Annotated in this window: 14 protein-coding genes; 8 read left to right on the top strand and 6 right to left on the bottom strand. The window is 59.3% G+C overall.

All coding sequences use genetic code 11. The features are described from left to right. Window positions 1-172: 172 nt before the first annotated feature. The gene (locus G560_RS21360; protein ID WP_197082908.1) at window positions 173-808 is read right to left on the bottom strand and encodes a tyrosine-type recombinase/integrase; all 636 of its coding nucleotides are present in this window, start codon (window positions 806-808) and stop codon (window positions 173-175) included. Between the two features lie 30 nt (window positions 809-838). Next, window positions 839-1,261, bottom strand: coding sequence for a hypothetical protein (locus tag G560_RS21355; protein WP_197082907.1), 423 nt, complete (start codon window positions 1,259-1,261; stop codon window positions 839-841). 110 nt (window positions 1,262-1,371) lie between these two features. Between G560_RS21355 and dusA the strand changes: the two genes are divergently transcribed. Together dusA and G560_RS0111900 are read left to right on the top strand one after the other, a co-directional pair. Next, complete coding sequence (gene dusA / locus G560_RS0111905; protein ID WP_022704536.1) at window positions 1,372-2,394, top strand: tRNA dihydrouridine(20/20a) synthase DusA; 1,023 nt, start codon at window positions 1,372-1,374, stop codon at window positions 2,392-2,394. Window positions 2,395-2,464: 70 nt separating this feature from the next. Beyond that, entirely contained in the window at window positions 2,465-3,283 is an 819-nt protein-coding gene (locus G560_RS0111900) for a sulfite exporter TauE/SafE family protein (RefSeq protein ID WP_022704535.1), read from the top strand. Window positions 3,284-3,286: 3 nt separating this feature from the next. Here the strand turns inward: G560_RS0111900 and G560_RS0111895 are convergent, their stop codons facing one another. The 3 genes from G560_RS0111895 to ccmI are packed head-to-tail and all read right to left on the bottom strand — an operon-like array spanning window position 3,287 to window position 5,257. Next, window positions 3,287-3,511 carry a DUF1289 domain-containing protein gene (locus G560_RS0111895; RefSeq protein WP_022704534.1) on the bottom strand — a complete coding sequence of 75 codons (225 nt, stop codon included), beginning with the start codon at window positions 3,509-3,511 and terminating at the stop codon, window positions 3,287-3,289. Beyond that, complete coding sequence (ruvX, locus tag G560_RS0111890) at window positions 3,504-3,974, bottom strand: Holliday junction resolvase RuvX (RefSeq protein WP_033419382.1); 471 nt, start codon at window positions 3,972-3,974, stop codon at window positions 3,504-3,506. Before ruvX ends, G560_RS0111895 begins: the two co-directional genes overlap by 8 nt. 50 nt (window positions 3,975-4,024) lie before the next feature. Beyond that, a complete protein-coding gene (ccmI, locus tag G560_RS0111885; RefSeq protein WP_022704532.1) occupies window positions 4,025-5,257 on the bottom strand; it encodes a c-type cytochrome biogenesis protein CcmI in 1,233 nt (410 codons plus the stop codon). A gap of 260 nt (window positions 5,258-5,517) precedes the next feature. On the opposite strand from ccmI, the gene G560_RS0111880 reads away from it, so the two are divergent. The 6 genes from G560_RS0111880 to rarD all read left to right on the top strand — a co-directional run bounded on the left by G560_RS0111880 (window position 5,518) and on the right by rarD (window position 12,482). After that, entirely contained in the window at window positions 5,518-6,765 is a 1,248-nt protein-coding gene (locus G560_RS0111880) for a sarcosine oxidase subunit beta family protein (protein WP_022704531.1), read from the top strand. A gap of 112 nt (window positions 6,766-6,877) precedes the next feature. After that, window positions 6,878-7,201 (top strand): sarcosine oxidase subunit delta, encoded by a 324-nt coding sequence (locus G560_RS0111875; protein WP_022704530.1) that lies wholly within the window; start codon window positions 6,878-6,880, stop codon window positions 7,199-7,201. Further along, the gene (locus tag G560_RS0111870) at window positions 7,198-10,167 is read left to right on the top strand and encodes a sarcosine oxidase subunit alpha family protein (RefSeq protein ID WP_022704529.1); all 2,970 of its coding nucleotides are present in this window, start codon (window positions 7,198-7,200) and stop codon (window positions 10,165-10,167) included. The genes G560_RS0111875 and G560_RS0111870 overlap by 4 nt, the downstream gene beginning before the upstream one ends. Then, a complete protein-coding gene (locus tag G560_RS0111865) occupies window positions 10,160-10,714 on the top strand; it encodes a sarcosine oxidase subunit gamma (RefSeq protein ID WP_022704528.1) in 555 nt (184 codons plus the stop codon). Before G560_RS0111870 ends, G560_RS0111865 begins: the two co-directional genes overlap by 8 nt. A 153-nt stretch (window positions 10,715-10,867) precedes the next feature. After that, window positions 10,868-11,467: a superoxide dismutase gene (locus G560_RS0111860; RefSeq protein ID WP_022704527.1), complete on the top strand. Its 600-nt coding sequence runs from the start codon at window positions 10,868-10,870 to the stop codon at window positions 11,465-11,467. A gap of 76 nt (window positions 11,468-11,543) precedes the next feature. Beyond that, window positions 11,544-12,482 carry an EamA family transporter RarD gene (gene rarD / locus G560_RS0111855; RefSeq protein ID WP_022704526.1) on the top strand — a complete coding sequence of 313 codons (939 nt, stop codon included), beginning with the start codon at window positions 11,544-11,546 and terminating at the stop codon, window positions 12,480-12,482. On the opposite strand, the gene G560_RS0111850 is transcribed toward rarD, so the two are convergent. After that, complete coding sequence (locus G560_RS0111850; RefSeq protein ID WP_022704525.1) at window positions 12,398-12,973, bottom strand: LOG family protein; 576 nt, start codon at window positions 12,971-12,973, stop codon at window positions 12,398-12,400. The genes rarD and G560_RS0111850 overlap by 85 nt on opposite strands. Window positions 12,974-12,983 lie beyond the last annotated feature (10 nt).

Here is a 12,983-nt window from a genome sequence, read left to right as displayed (position 1 = left end):
ACCAATTGCGGGCATCATACAAAGGCAAGTATTTGTAAAGTCGAGCTCCCGCAACCAACGCTTACTATATAAATCTTGCGTTGGGTTGCCATCTCAAGCGGATGTGCGCGGCGCGAAATAGTATCCAAGTCGAGTCCCCGCAACCAACATTAATCTTGTGTCGGTGACTTCATCACATGGATTTCCGGTTTTCCAAACGCTTCCAGCCAACCCAGTCGTCATACTTGTCGCCCGTTTTCCGAAGATGGGTGTATCGTTGTAAGGATTGCCAGCTACGATGGCCTGAAACCGCTGCGGCTTGCGGGATTGTTCGGCCCATCTCGAAGAGCCTGGAAACTGCCTCATGGCGAAGATCGTGGAAGTGAAGATCATCGATATCGAGAAACTTACAGGCGAAAGTGAATCTGCGGCTGACGGTGTCTGAATTGTAAGGGAAAATCTTTCCCTTGCGGTGCGGCTGAAGCTGCATTGCTCGCAGGGCCTCGGGGGGTGTTTCGCATCGGACATCGTTGCCTTTCTTCTGCCCTGGATGCTTCATGTCCCGCACCAGCTGGGTCATGTCGGCCTCGTGGAAATCTTCCCATGTGATCCGGGTAATTTCCTCTTGGCGACGTGATGAAAACATAGCGAAGGTCATCACGATATGCATGGGCAGACTGCGCTTGTCGCGGGTGTGGGTTTCAATGAAATACATCAAGAGGCGGTCAATCTCTTCGAGGGTAGGGCGCCGGGTGCGAGATTGGGATTTGCCCGCAAGCTTCAGATGGCGCGCAGCGGTGATCCCGTCTTGCGCTACATCGCGGCTCATATCGTAGTCCCAGGCTGTTCGCGCTATCGATTACACGGCGCTCAGGTGGCTAAGATAATTTTGAACAGTCGACGCTGATCTGCCCTTCGATAAGGTCCTGGCGAAGTCGGTGATGTCGCGGGGCCGAAGTTCATCACATGGGATATCGCTGATGGCGAATTCCTCGCGGATTTTGCGCAGCACTTGGGCTTTGGTGCGACCGATATCGCCGCCGGTGGATTTCAGGTAGTCATCGATGACATCGCCAACCGATCCGCTCTTCCGTCGTGCAGCATCGAGACCGCCTGGAGCTTCCAGCTCTTTGTCGCGGCGCTTCAGCCACGCCTTCGCTGTGGTCAGTCGATCAAAGCTCGACGACTCCTGGTGGACGATCCGACCCTTCGACTTTATAAGGATCTGTGCGCGATAGCTGACCGTGCCATCCTTCCGTTTGCGTTCGACGATTGAGCCCATTTCAGTAGTCCTCGACAAGATTTTGGTAGTCCTGAGGACTACCTATGGGGATGTATAGGCCCAAATATGCCAAAATGACACCAAATACGACCTAGTGAGATCTTCCATATATGACTGATTTATCAATACAAAAAGGGTTTCGCGACGCGCATCGCCTCAGCGTTGCGCCGATGATGGATTGGACGGATCGCCATTGCCGCTATTTTCACCGGCTGATGACGCGCCATGCGATGCTTTATACGGAAATGGTCACAGCGCCTGCCATAATCCACGGCCCGCGCGACCGCCTTTTGGCCTATTCGACCGCCGAACATCCCATCGCCTTGCAGCTTGGCGGGTCCGATCCGCGCGAATTGGCGCAGGCCACGCGCCTTGCCCAACCCTTCGGATATGACGAAATCAACCTCAATGTTGGTTGCCCCTCGGACCGTGTCCAATCAGGCTGTTTTGGCGCGGTGCTGATGGAGCGCCCGTCACTGGTGGCAGATTGTGTGGCCGCAATGCAGGCGGAAGCCCGTGTTCCCGTAACAGTGAAATGCCGGATCGGGGTGGATGACGACGACCCCGAAACCGTCTTGCCGCGGTTCTTGGAAACCGTGGCGGGCGCGGGCGTTCAGCATTTTATCATCCACGCCCGCAAAGCATGGCTCAAAGGCCTGTCGCCCAAGGAAAACCGCGAAATTCCGCCGCTGGATTACGGGTTAGTCCTGCGAATGAAGCAACAATTCCCCGACCTCACCATTTGCATCAACGGCGGCATCGCCTCGCTTGATCTGGCGCAGGATCTGTTGGGGCAGGGGCTTGACGGGGTGATGATCGGGCGTGCGGCGTACCATGACCCGGTCTCGGTTTTGCTTGGCGCAGATGCGCTCTGGCCTGCGGCTGCGCAAGATGCCCCCACCCAAACCGCCATGGATGTCGCCGCCAAGATGCGCCCCTATATTGCCGATCATCTGGCCGCAGGTGGCCGCTTGCACCAGATCACCCGCCATATGTTGGGCCTGTTTCACGGCCGCCCCGGCGCACGGGCCTGGCGGCGGGTGCTGTCCGAAGGGGCAAGCCGCGACGGCGCGGGCCTTGATGTCTATAACGCGGCGCTGGCCGAATTGGACATGGCCGCCGCAGCGCAATAGCCCCGACCCTCTGGCGCAGGCCTGCAAGCCGCGCTATGCACAACAAACCCACCCCATAAGGCTGCACACCATGCCCGATATCGCAACCCTGCTTCCGATGATTGCACTTTTAATGGCCATTGGTGCTTTTGCCGGTGTGATTGCCGGATTGTTGGGGGTTGGTGGCGGGATTGTCCTTGTGCCTGCGTTCTTTTACGCCTTTTCCCATCTGGGTTACGGCGGGCCGGAATTGATGCAGGTCTGCCTTGCCACCTCGCTGGCCACGATCATCGTCACCTCGGCCCGGTCGGTCATGGCGCATAACAAAAAAGGCGCTGTCGATTGGGACGTGCTGCGCGGCTGGTGGCCTTATATCGGGTCCGGCGCGGTTGTCGGTATGCTTGTTGCATCATCGCTGCGCACGCCAACCTTGCAAATCATCTTTGGCGTGCTGGCCCTTTGCGCGGGGCTTTACATGGCCTTTGGCAAATCGCATTGGCGGCTGGGCCAATCCATGCCTACAGGGCCAAAACGTGGCGGCATCGGGGCGGCGGTCGGGTTTTTCTCGGTGTTGATGGGCATTGGCGGCGGCTCGTTCGGCGTTCCAACCATGAGCCTTTATAACATGCCGATCCACCGCGCCGTGGCGACAGCGGCAGGCTTTGGCATCATCATCGCGGTGCCCTCGGTGATCGGGTTCTTGCTGGTCGATATCGCCAACCCGCCACCCTATACGATTGGCGCTGTGAACCTTCCGGCCTTTGGCCTGACCATCGCCATGACCCTGCTCACCGCACCCATCGGCGTGAAACTGGCCCATACGATGGACCCGGCCCCGCTCAAACGCATCTTTGCGATTTTTATCACTCTGGTCGCGCTGAACATGCTGCGCAAAGTGATCTTTGGTTAAAGGTTACAGCCCGCGCCCGCTGCGCCCGCCACGCCGTTTGGTCAAACCCTTGGCCCGCGCGGGCAGCTCGGCCATCACCTCGCGGCGCACCTCGGGCGTCATCCTCGACCACTGCGTGATCTCGTCAATCGACCGGTAACAGCCCACACACAGCCGCGCCTCGGGGTGGATCACGCACAGCTTGACGCAGGGGCTCTCCACCTCGTCGCGTTTCCAGATATCATCCAAGGCTTGCGCTCCGCTTGATATGCGCCAACCTGTCCAGCGCCCCTTGCAAGATATAGCCCGCCGCCACATGGTCGATCAGCTCTTTGCGACGTTTGCGCGACATATCCGCCTCAAGCATCGCGCGCTCGGCGGCCACCGTGGACAGGCGCTCATCCCAATAGACCAAAGGCAAAGGCGTCAGCCGTGCCAGATTGCGCGCAAAAGCCCGTGTGGCCTGCACGCGCGGCCCCTCTGACCCATCCATATTGCGCGGTAGGCCCAAAACCAGACCCACCACCTCACGCTCGGCCAAAACCTTGATCAGCGCCTCGGCATCCAGCGTAAACTTGACCCGCCGAATGGTCAGCGTTGGCGTGGCCACCCCGCGCAACCGGTCGGAAATGGCCACGCCAATAGTCTTATCGCCAAAATCAAGGCCCGCAAGCGACCCCATCGCGGGCAACACAGAGACGAAATCCTCCATCAGCTCATATTGGCTGGCAGGTTGGTTCGCAGGTTGGCTCACTGGCTGGTTCACTGGCCCACTCCGGCCTCAACCGCCGCCTGCCTCAGCCCGCTCAGCTCTACCGTGCGACCCGCAAATGTCTTTTGCGCCTCGGCGTAAATCGCGGCGGCGCGGTCCTTTTCACCCAGATTGGCCAGCGCGGTAATCAACCGCGCCCATTCCTCGGCGCTGCCGCCTTCGGTTGCCAAACGGTCGTTCAATCCTTCGACCATGCCACGGATCATCGCTTGGCGCTCTTCAGGGCTCATATCCTGTGCAGCGGCCACGGCGTCGGCATCCGGGCCGGGCAGGGCAGGGGCCATAGACGCGGCAGGCGGCTGATATTTCACCCCAGCGACCTCTGCCAAGGCCACCATCCGCGCGGCCACTTCGGCGCGCCACGGGCTGTCGGCTGGGGCCGTGTCCTGCAACCTTTTCCAATACGCAAAGGCAAGGTCGTAACGCCCGACCTGCATGTTCACGATGCCGGTGAAAAACAGCGCGGTGTCATTATCGGGGCTGCGCGCCAACACAGATTGAAACAACGCCTCGGCCTCGGGCGAAACCTGCCCATCGGCCGCTTGCACCATCAAGGTCGCTTGGGTCAACAGGTCGGCATCCGTGGCCTCGGCCCCTTTAATCGCCAACACCCGTTCCTGCGCACGGTAGGCCGCCGTCAGGTTGCCCAAATTCGCCTCGTTGCGCGCGAGCAACATCTGGCCTTGCAAATCATCGGGGCGGTTGGCCACCGCCGCGCGCAGCTTCTCTACCAGTTCCACAAAGGCCGGATCCACCGCTTCCAATGCAGGGCGGGCCGGCAACGCGGCCTCAAGCACCGCTTGATCGCGCCGCTCGGCGCGCCGCTCTTCGGCAATGATAATCCGCGCCTTCAACGGCAAATCGCCATACCCCGGTTGCCCCAGCCAGGCATAGCCCCCAAAACCCGCCGCAAGCACCAAGGCCACCGTGCCCAACACCCAAACCGAACGCGGCCCGCTTTTGCTGACCTCGGCCACGGCCTCCACCCGGTCCGTCGCCAGCAACCGCCGCGCCACTTCCGACCGCAGCCGCTTGATCTCGTCCTCGGCAATTATACCACGGGCCTGATCCCGCTCGATCTCAGCCAATTGGTCGCGATAAACCCTTTGGTCAAACGCCTCTGGGGCCAGCGTGCTGTCAACGTTTTGGCGAATGGCACGCAGCAAGATCACGGCAACTGCCAGCGTGATAATCCCTGCTGCTGTCCAAAATATGATGTCCATCGCGTGAAACCTGCCTTTTGTTATACTCCTCTCCCCATGTAATACCTCTTGCGCATGGGCAAAAGCCTTAATGCGGAATTGGTTTGAGACGTCTGGCCGCACCCTGAACCCGCCCTATATCCAGCCTCAACCTGCGCAATGTCGCAATTATCACCATTGTGCCGCTGGTGGGTGCGGATATATCTGGGACCCGTATCAAAAGGCAGGTAACAACCCGGCCCAATGCCCGCCTGTAAGACCGCCGAAATGGAGTGCCGCGCATGAGACGCTATTCAGTTTTCGCCATCGCCCGTGAGGCGCTTCGCCATCATACCGGCTGGGAACGGGCATGGGCCTCGCCCACCCCCAAAGCCTCCTATGATGCGATCATCATCGGGGCGGGCGGCCACGGTCTTGCAACCGCTTATTATCTGGGCAAAAATTACGGCATCACCAATGTCGCGGTGATCGAAAAGGGCTGGCTTGGCGGCGGCAACACAGGCCGCAACACCACGATCATCCGCTCGAACTACCTCCAAGATCCCTCCGCCGCGATCTATGAAAAGGCGCGGTCCTTGTATGAAACCATGTCCCAGGACCTGAACTACAACGTCATGTTTTCGCCTCGTGGGGTCATCATGCTGGCCCAAACGCATCACGAGGTGCGTGGCTATCTGCGTACCGCGCACGCCAACGCCCTGCAAGGCGTGGAAACCAAATATATCGACGCGGCAAAGGTCAAAGAACTGGTGCCGATCATCAACATCGACGGCCCGCGCTACCCCGTGCTCGGCGGCCTTTGGCAACCGCGCGGCGGCACTGCGCGCCATGACGCTGTGGCTTGGGGCTATGCCCGCGCCTGCTCCGACATGGGCATGGACATCATCCAGCAATGCGAGGTCAAAGGCGTGCGTTCTGAGGGCGGCAAAGTCATCGGCGTCGACACCACCAAAGGCTATATCGGCACCAAAAAACTCGGCATCGTCGTCGCAGGCCATTCCGGACAAGTCGCTGATATGGCAGGGTTTCGCCTGCCGGTCGAGGCCGTGGCGCTGCAAGCGCTGGTGTCCGAACCCATCAAACCCTGCATGGATGTGGTCGTCATGGCCAACACCGTCCACGGCTATATGTCGCAATCGGACAAGGGCGAAATGGTCATCGGCGGCGGCACTGACGGCTTTAACAACTACACCCAACGCGGCTCCTTCCACCATATCGAGGAAACGCTGCGCGCATTGGTCGAAACTTTCCCCATGATCTCGCGCCTCAAAATGCTGCGCCAATGGGGTGGCATCGTGGACATGACCGGCGACCGCTCGCCCCTCATCTCCAAAACCCCGCTCGGCAACACGTTCATCAACTGCGGATGGGGCACCGGCGGCTTCAAGGCCATCCCGGGTTCCGGCTGGGCTATGGCCGAACTGATGGCACGCGGCGAACCCGGCCCCTTGGCCGCCGCCTTCTCGATGGACCGCTTCAAGGAAGGCCGCTTCATCGACGAATCCGTCGCGGCAGGGGTGGCGCATTGATGCCCGTATCCCTTCAATCCCCCGCCCTCTGCTTTCTTTTCGGCACAAATATCCACGGGGGGTCCGGGGGGCAGTCAGCCCCCCGGCCTTTCCGCAATCGCGAGGCCTCAATATGCTGACCCTTCAATGCCCCTATTGCGGCGTGCAAGCCGATGAAACCGAACTCAGCCCCGGATACGAGGCACATCTGAAACGCTACGGGCCCGACTCGACGCCTGAAGAATTCGAATCCTACATGTTCGCCCGCAAAAACCCCAAAGGCGTGCATTTCGAACGCTGGCGCCATGCTTACGGCTGCGGCAAATGGTTCTTGGCGGCACGTGACACCAACACGCTCGAAGTGTTCGGCACCTATCCAGCCCAAAGCACCGAACCCCCTGCCGACCTACAGGCCAAAATCAAACAGAAACGACCAGATTGGGAGGGCTACAAATGAGCACACGTCTCGCCACGGGCGGCCGCCTGATCGACCGCTCCACCCGCGCGGAATTTACCTTTAACGGCAAGCGTATGATTGGCCATGCAGGCGACACGCTTGCCTCGGCCCTTCTGGCCAATGACCAAATGCTTGTGGGTCGCTCGTTCAAATACCACCGCCCGCGCGGCATCATCGCGGCTGGCCCCGAGGAACCGAATGCCTTGGTCAATCTGGGTCGCGGCGACCGCGTGGAACCGAACCAGCGCGCCACCACGACCGAACTGTTCGCAGGTCTTGAATCCAGCAGCCAGAACCACTGGCCCAGCTTGGAATTTGACGTGGGCGTGGTCAACAACAGCCTCGCGCGCTTCCTGCCGGGCGGTTTTTATTACAAAACCTTCATCCACCCGCGCGCGGCGTGGAAACACCTGTTTGAACCCATCATCCGCCAATCCGCAGGCCTTGGCCCCGCACCCAAAGAAGGCGATGCCGACCGCTACGAACATGTCTACGCTTTCTGCGATCTTTTGATTATTGGTGGCGGCATCGCGGGTCTGCAAGCAGCCTTGACCGCTGGCCAAGCAGGCAAGCGCGTGATGCTTCTTGAACAAACCGCCCATTGGGGTGGCCGCGCGGTGGTCGATGGCGACACGGTCGAAGATGAGGCCGCCGAAGACTGGGTCAAATCCGCCGTTGATGCCCTGAAAACCATGAAAAACGTCACCCTGCGCACCCGCTGCATGGGGGCAGGCGTCTACGATCACGGCTATGTCTTGGCGAACGAACGTGTGGCCGATCACACCCCCATGGATGGCCGCCCGAAACAACGCCTTTGGCGGATCCGCGCGGGCCATATCATCACCGCGACAGGGGCGATTGAGCGCCCGCTGTCCTTTGCCGGCAATGATATTCCGGGCGTCATGCTCGCCGCATCCGTTCGCGATTATGTCGTAAACTTTGCCGTCTCGCCAGGCGACCGCACTGTCGTTGTGACCAATAACGACGATGCCTATCTCACAGCAATCGCGCTGGTCGAGGCTGGGTTGTCCGTCCCCGTCATCCTTGATGCCCGCGCCGATGTGACAGGCGATCTGCCAGCCCGCGCCCGCGCGATGGGCATTCGGGTCGAGGCTGGTCGCGGTATCGCAAAGGTCAAAGGTGGCAAGCGTGTGACTGGTGTGCAGGTTTGCCTGCAAGCCGGTGAAGGTGCCGTGATGGAAGACATCGCCTGCGAAGCCGTCGCCATGTCGGGCGGCTGGTCTCCGGTCGTGCACCTGTGGTCGCATTGCGGCGGCAAGCTGACATGGTCCGATACCCTTTCAGCCTTTATCCCCGATCCTGCCCGTCCACCCCTTAATCATGATGGTGCGGCGATGGTTACCTGCGTCGGGGCTGCCGCTGGTATCTATGATCCCGCCGAAATTGTGCGTACAGCTGTACATACGGATGGCATACAGGAAACAGACGCAAAACAGACAGGCAATATCGCCCCGATCTGGGTCATGCCACAAGGCGCGCCGATCGCGTTGCGCTCCAAAATGTGGCTCGATTATCAGAACGATGTCAAAGTGTCCGATGTCCAACTCGCCGCCCGTGAAGGCTACGAATCCGTCGAACATACCAAGCGCTACACCACGCTGGGCATGGCGACCGATCAGGGAAAACTCAGCAATATCAACGGCCTTGCGGTGCTTTCTCAGGCGTTGAATATGGATATTCCCCAAGTCGGCACCACCACCTTCCGCCCCCCCTATACCCCCGTCACCATCGGGGCCTTGGCGGGCGAGGCGCGGGGCGATGTGTTCCAACCTCTTCGCCGCACCCCACTGCATGAATGGCATGATAAATCAGGGGCTTACTGGGAACCCGTGGGCCATTGGCGCCGCCCTTACTGCTACACCCGCGGCGCGGAAACCCATGCGGAATCTGTGGTGCGCGAGGTGAACAACACCCGCGAAAACCTCGGTTTGCTTGATGCCTCGACCCTCGGCAAAATCATCGTCAAAGGCCCCGATGCGGGCCGCTTCCTTGACATGTTGTACACCAATATGATGTCCAATCTGGCCGTCGGCAAATGCCGTTACGGTTTGATGTGCAACGAACAAGGGTTCCTGTCGGATGACGGCGTCGTCGCGCGGATTGATGAAGATACATGGCTATGCCACACCACATCGGGCGGCGCGGACCGTATCCACGGCTGGATGGAAGACTGGCTGCAATGCGAATGGTGGGATTGGAAAGTCTATACTGCCAACGTGACCGAGCAATATGCGCAAATCGCCGTGGTTGGCCCTAACGCACGGAAATTACTTGAAAAAATTGGCGGCATGGATGTCTCGAAAGAGGCGCTTCCGTTCATGCAATTCGCCGATGGCACGCTTGGCGGCTTCCCCGTTCGCGCCTATCGGATCAGCTTTTCGGGCGAATTGTCCTATGAAATCGCCGTGCCCGCCAGCATGGGCGCCTCGTTCTGGGAATTGCTGCATGCGGAAGGTGCCGCGTTTGGCGCGATGCCTTACGGCACCGAATGCCTGCACGTGTTGCGCGCCGAAAAGGGCTTTATCATGATCGGCGATGAAACCGACGGCACCGTGACGCCCCTCGATCTTGGCCTCGCTTGGGCCGTGTCGAAAAAGAAAGCCGACTTCCTTGGCAAACGCGGGATGGACCGTAATTACCTGTCCGATCCCGACCGTTGGCAGCTTGTGGGTCTTGAAACACTGGACGGGTCGGTCATTCCGGACGGGTCTTATGCGGTGGCGGCAGGCAGCAATGAAAACGGCCAACGCAACACCGAAGGTCGTGTAACATCAACCTATTACAGCCCGACCTTAAAGCGCGGGATCGCAATGGGCTTGGTCAAACACGGTCCCAAACGGATGGGCGAAGTGGTGGAAATGAACAAGATCGACGGCAGCACCGTGCAGGCGCGCATTGTCGATCCGGTGTTCTTTGACAAAGCAGGAGACAAGCAAAATGCATGATCCGGTAAGCGCCCTGAACGGGCAAACCTTTGACGGTTTTGCAAAAATTCGTGAAATCGGGCCACTGGGTATGATCACCCTGCGCTGTGATCTGGCCGAAAAACCCTTGGCCGCTGCGTTGAAAAAGCTGGGCCTGTCGGTTCCAGCGCCCCGCCGCATTGTGCAAAAGGATGGGTGGTCTGCGGGCTGGATGTCACCGGATGAATTGTTGATTATTCTTCCTTATGCGCAGGTCACGGATACTTTAGAAACCTTGCGCAACGCATTGGCCAAAATACACTTTCTGGTCGCAGACGTCTCAGATGCTCGTGCGGTATTCCGGATAGAAGGCGACAAGGCAGGGCAGGTCTTGGCCAAACTCTGCCCCGTCGATTTGACCACGATGGAGCCGAACGAGCTCCGCCGCACCCGTGCCGCCCAAGTCGCCGCCGCCTTTTGGGCCGAAGGCAACGGCTACACGCTGGTCAGCTTTCGGTCGGTTGCGGGCTATGTGATGGGGGTGTTGTCCCTGTCGGCCACCAATGGGTCCGAATTGACAGGCGCGTGACGGAACCAAACTGGCGCGTATCTGGTTTGCAAGGGGCGGCAGGCGCACTATCTCTTTCGTAAGGCTTGGGGCGCGGTGGCCCTTCGCCCCTTGACGTTGGGCCAGCATCGTTCCTTATTGGCCCCCAATGAAACCAAAAGCAGGAGTTACCCCATGGCTTTTACCCTTCCAGATCTTCCGTATGCACATGACGCCTTGGCAGCCCACGGCATGTCTGCCGAGACGTTCGAGTATCACCACGACATCCACCACAAGGCCTATGTCGACAACGGCAACAAGCTGATTGCCGGCACCGAGTGGGAAGGCAAGTCGGTCGAAGAGATTATCACCGGCACCTATGCCGCTGGTTCTGTTGCACAAAATGGTATTTTCAATAATGCCAGCCAGCATTGGAACCACGCCCAGTTTTGGGAAATGATGGGGCCGGGCGGCAAGGCTATGCCGGGCGCGTTGGAAAAGGCGATCACCGAATCCTTCGGTTCGGTCCAAAAGTTCAAGGATGATTTCGCAGCCGCTGGCGCGGGTCAGTTCGGCTCGGGTTGGGCATGGCTGGTCAAGGACAAAGACGGCAGTCTGAAGGTCACGAAAACCGAAAACGGCGTGAACCCGTTGTGTTTTGGCCAAACCGCCTTGCTGGGCTGCGATGTGTGGGAACATTCCTATTACATCGATTTCCGCAACAAGCGCCCTGCCTATCTGACCAATTTCCTGGATAAGCTGGTGAATTGGGAAAACGTGGCCTCGCGCCTCTAACTCCTGTCCAGACCGCACAAAAAGACCTGCCGAGGAGCCCCTTGGCAGGTCTTTCCGTAACCGCAAAGGCCACAGAATGACCGAGACCCAAAAAGGCGTTGTCGCAATGATCTGCGCCTGTGTGGTTTGGGGGCTGTCGCCGCTTTATTACAAACTCCTCTCGCACGTCCCCGCGCTTGAGGTTCTGAGCCACCGCACCCTTTGGTCGGTGGTATTTTTCGTGGTGCTGTTGATGGTTCAAGGCCGCCTGTCTTGGGTCCGCCCGCTGCTCTGGGGCCGGACAGGGCTGATCACGGCGCTGGCGGCATTGATGATGTCGCTCAACTGGTTCTTCTTTATCTTTTCCGTCCAAAATGGCCATACGGTCGAAGCGAGTTTGGGCTTTTATATCTTTCCTTTGGCGGCGGTCGCGATCGGGGTGCTGGGCTTTGGCGAACGGCTGCGCGTGGGTCAAATTCTGTCGATCCTGTTGGCGCTGGGGGCCGTGGTCACACTTGCCGTGGGCCTTGGCGTGACACCTTGGATCGCGCTTATCCTCGCCATCACCTTGGCGCTGTACGGGGCCGCCAAACGCTTTGTGCAAGCTGGCCCCGTGGTGTCTGTCGCGGCCGAGGTGATGATGGTTCTGCCCTTGGCCCTGATCTGGCTGTGGCTGGCCCATGCAGGCAAAACGCCAGTTTCTATGGGGCAGGACGGGCAGTTCGGGCGCGACCTTGCGATATCGGCGTTGTTGGTGTTTTCCGGCATTATGACCGCTACACCGTTGATTTTGTTTTCCTATGCCACCCGCCGCGTGGCGATGACCAGCATCGGTTTGATCCAATACCTCAACCCCACGCTCCAATTTTTCTGCGCCGTCTTGGTGTTTGCGGAACCCTTCACCGTCTGGCACAAGATCGCCTTTCCGTTGATATGGGCCGCCTTGGCGGTTTATTCGCTCGAGGCGTTGTGGCGTGAAAAATCCTTGCGCAACGCCACCCGCAAGGCAGGTGCATCGGTCACCACCTCGACATAACTGCGCATCGTTTCGTCGGCAAACCCTTGGGCGATTACATGGTCCAGCAAGGCCAACAATGGCTGCCAATAGCCCGCCACATCCAGCAGAAAAATCGGCTTGGCATGCAGGCCCAATTGCCGCCATGTCAGAACCTCGAAAAACTCGTCCAGCGATCCGCCACCACCGGGCAGTACGACGATGGCATCGCAGTTCATGAACATCACCTTTTTACGTTCGTGCATAGTTTCGGTCAGGATCAACTGGCCCAAATCCCGTTTGGCAATTTCGCGGTTTACCAGATGCATCGGCATCACACCCAATGTGTCGCCGCCCGCCGTTTTGGCCGCGCGCGCCACGTCGCCCATCAGCCCGATGTCACCGGCACCGTAGACCAGCCGCCAGCCTTCATCGGCGATCAATTGGCCGGTTTCGGTTGCTGCGGTCGTGTATTCGGGGCGCAAGCCCGACCGTGCGCCGCAGAAAACACAAATAGACTTGGTGGATGACATAGGGAATTCC

Origin of the sequence: Pseudorhodobacter ferrugineus DSM 5888 (assembly GCF_000420745.1) — a bacterium.
In the GTDB taxonomy this organism is placed as follows: domain Bacteria; phylum Pseudomonadota; class Alphaproteobacteria; order Rhodobacterales; family Rhodobacteraceae; genus Pseudorhodobacter; species Pseudorhodobacter ferrugineus.
Note: the sequence above shows the minus strand (reverse complement) of the source record. Positions and strands in the feature narration are given on the sequence as shown.

Coding starts and splice junctions, on each gene's coding strand:
- G560_RS0111900 (WP_022704535.1), top strand. CDS start 2,465: ATGCCCGATATCGCAACCCTGCTTCCGATGATTGCACTTTTAATGGCC.
- rarD (WP_022704526.1), top strand. CDS start 11,544: ATGACCGAGACCCAAAAAGGCGTTGTCGCAATGATCTGCGCCTGTGTG.
- ruvX (WP_033419382.1), bottom strand. CDS start 3,974: ATGGAGGATTTCGTCTCTGTGTTGCCCGCGATGGGGTCGCTTGCGGGC.
- G560_RS0111860 (WP_022704527.1), top strand. CDS start 10,868: ATGGCTTTTACCCTTCCAGATCTTCCGTATGCACATGACGCCTTGGCA.
- dusA (WP_022704536.1), top strand. CDS start 1,372: ATGACTGATTTATCAATACAAAAAGGGTTTCGCGACGCGCATCGCCTC.
- G560_RS0111865 (WP_022704528.1), top strand. CDS start 10,160: ATGCATGATCCGGTAAGCGCCCTGAACGGGCAAACCTTTGACGGTTTT.
- ccmI (WP_022704532.1), bottom strand. CDS start 5,257: ATGGACATCATATTTTGGACAGCAGCAGGGATTATCACGCTGGCAGTT.
- G560_RS0111870 (WP_022704529.1), top strand. CDS start 7,198: ATGAGCACACGTCTCGCCACGGGCGGCCGCCTGATCGACCGCTCCACC.
- G560_RS0111850 (WP_022704525.1), bottom strand. CDS start 12,973: ATGTCATCCACCAAGTCTATTTGTGTTTTCTGCGGCGCACGGTCGGGC.
- G560_RS0111875 (WP_022704530.1), top strand. CDS start 6,878: ATGCTGACCCTTCAATGCCCCTATTGCGGCGTGCAAGCCGATGAAACC.
- G560_RS21360 (WP_197082908.1), bottom strand. CDS start 808: ATGAGCCGCGATGTAGCGCAAGACGGGATCACCGCTGCGCGCCATCTG.
- G560_RS21355 (WP_197082907.1), bottom strand. CDS start 1,261: ATGGGCTCAATCGTCGAACGCAAACGGAAGGATGGCACGGTCAGCTAT.
- G560_RS0111880 (WP_022704531.1), top strand. CDS start 5,518: ATGAGACGCTATTCAGTTTTCGCCATCGCCCGTGAGGCGCTTCGCCAT.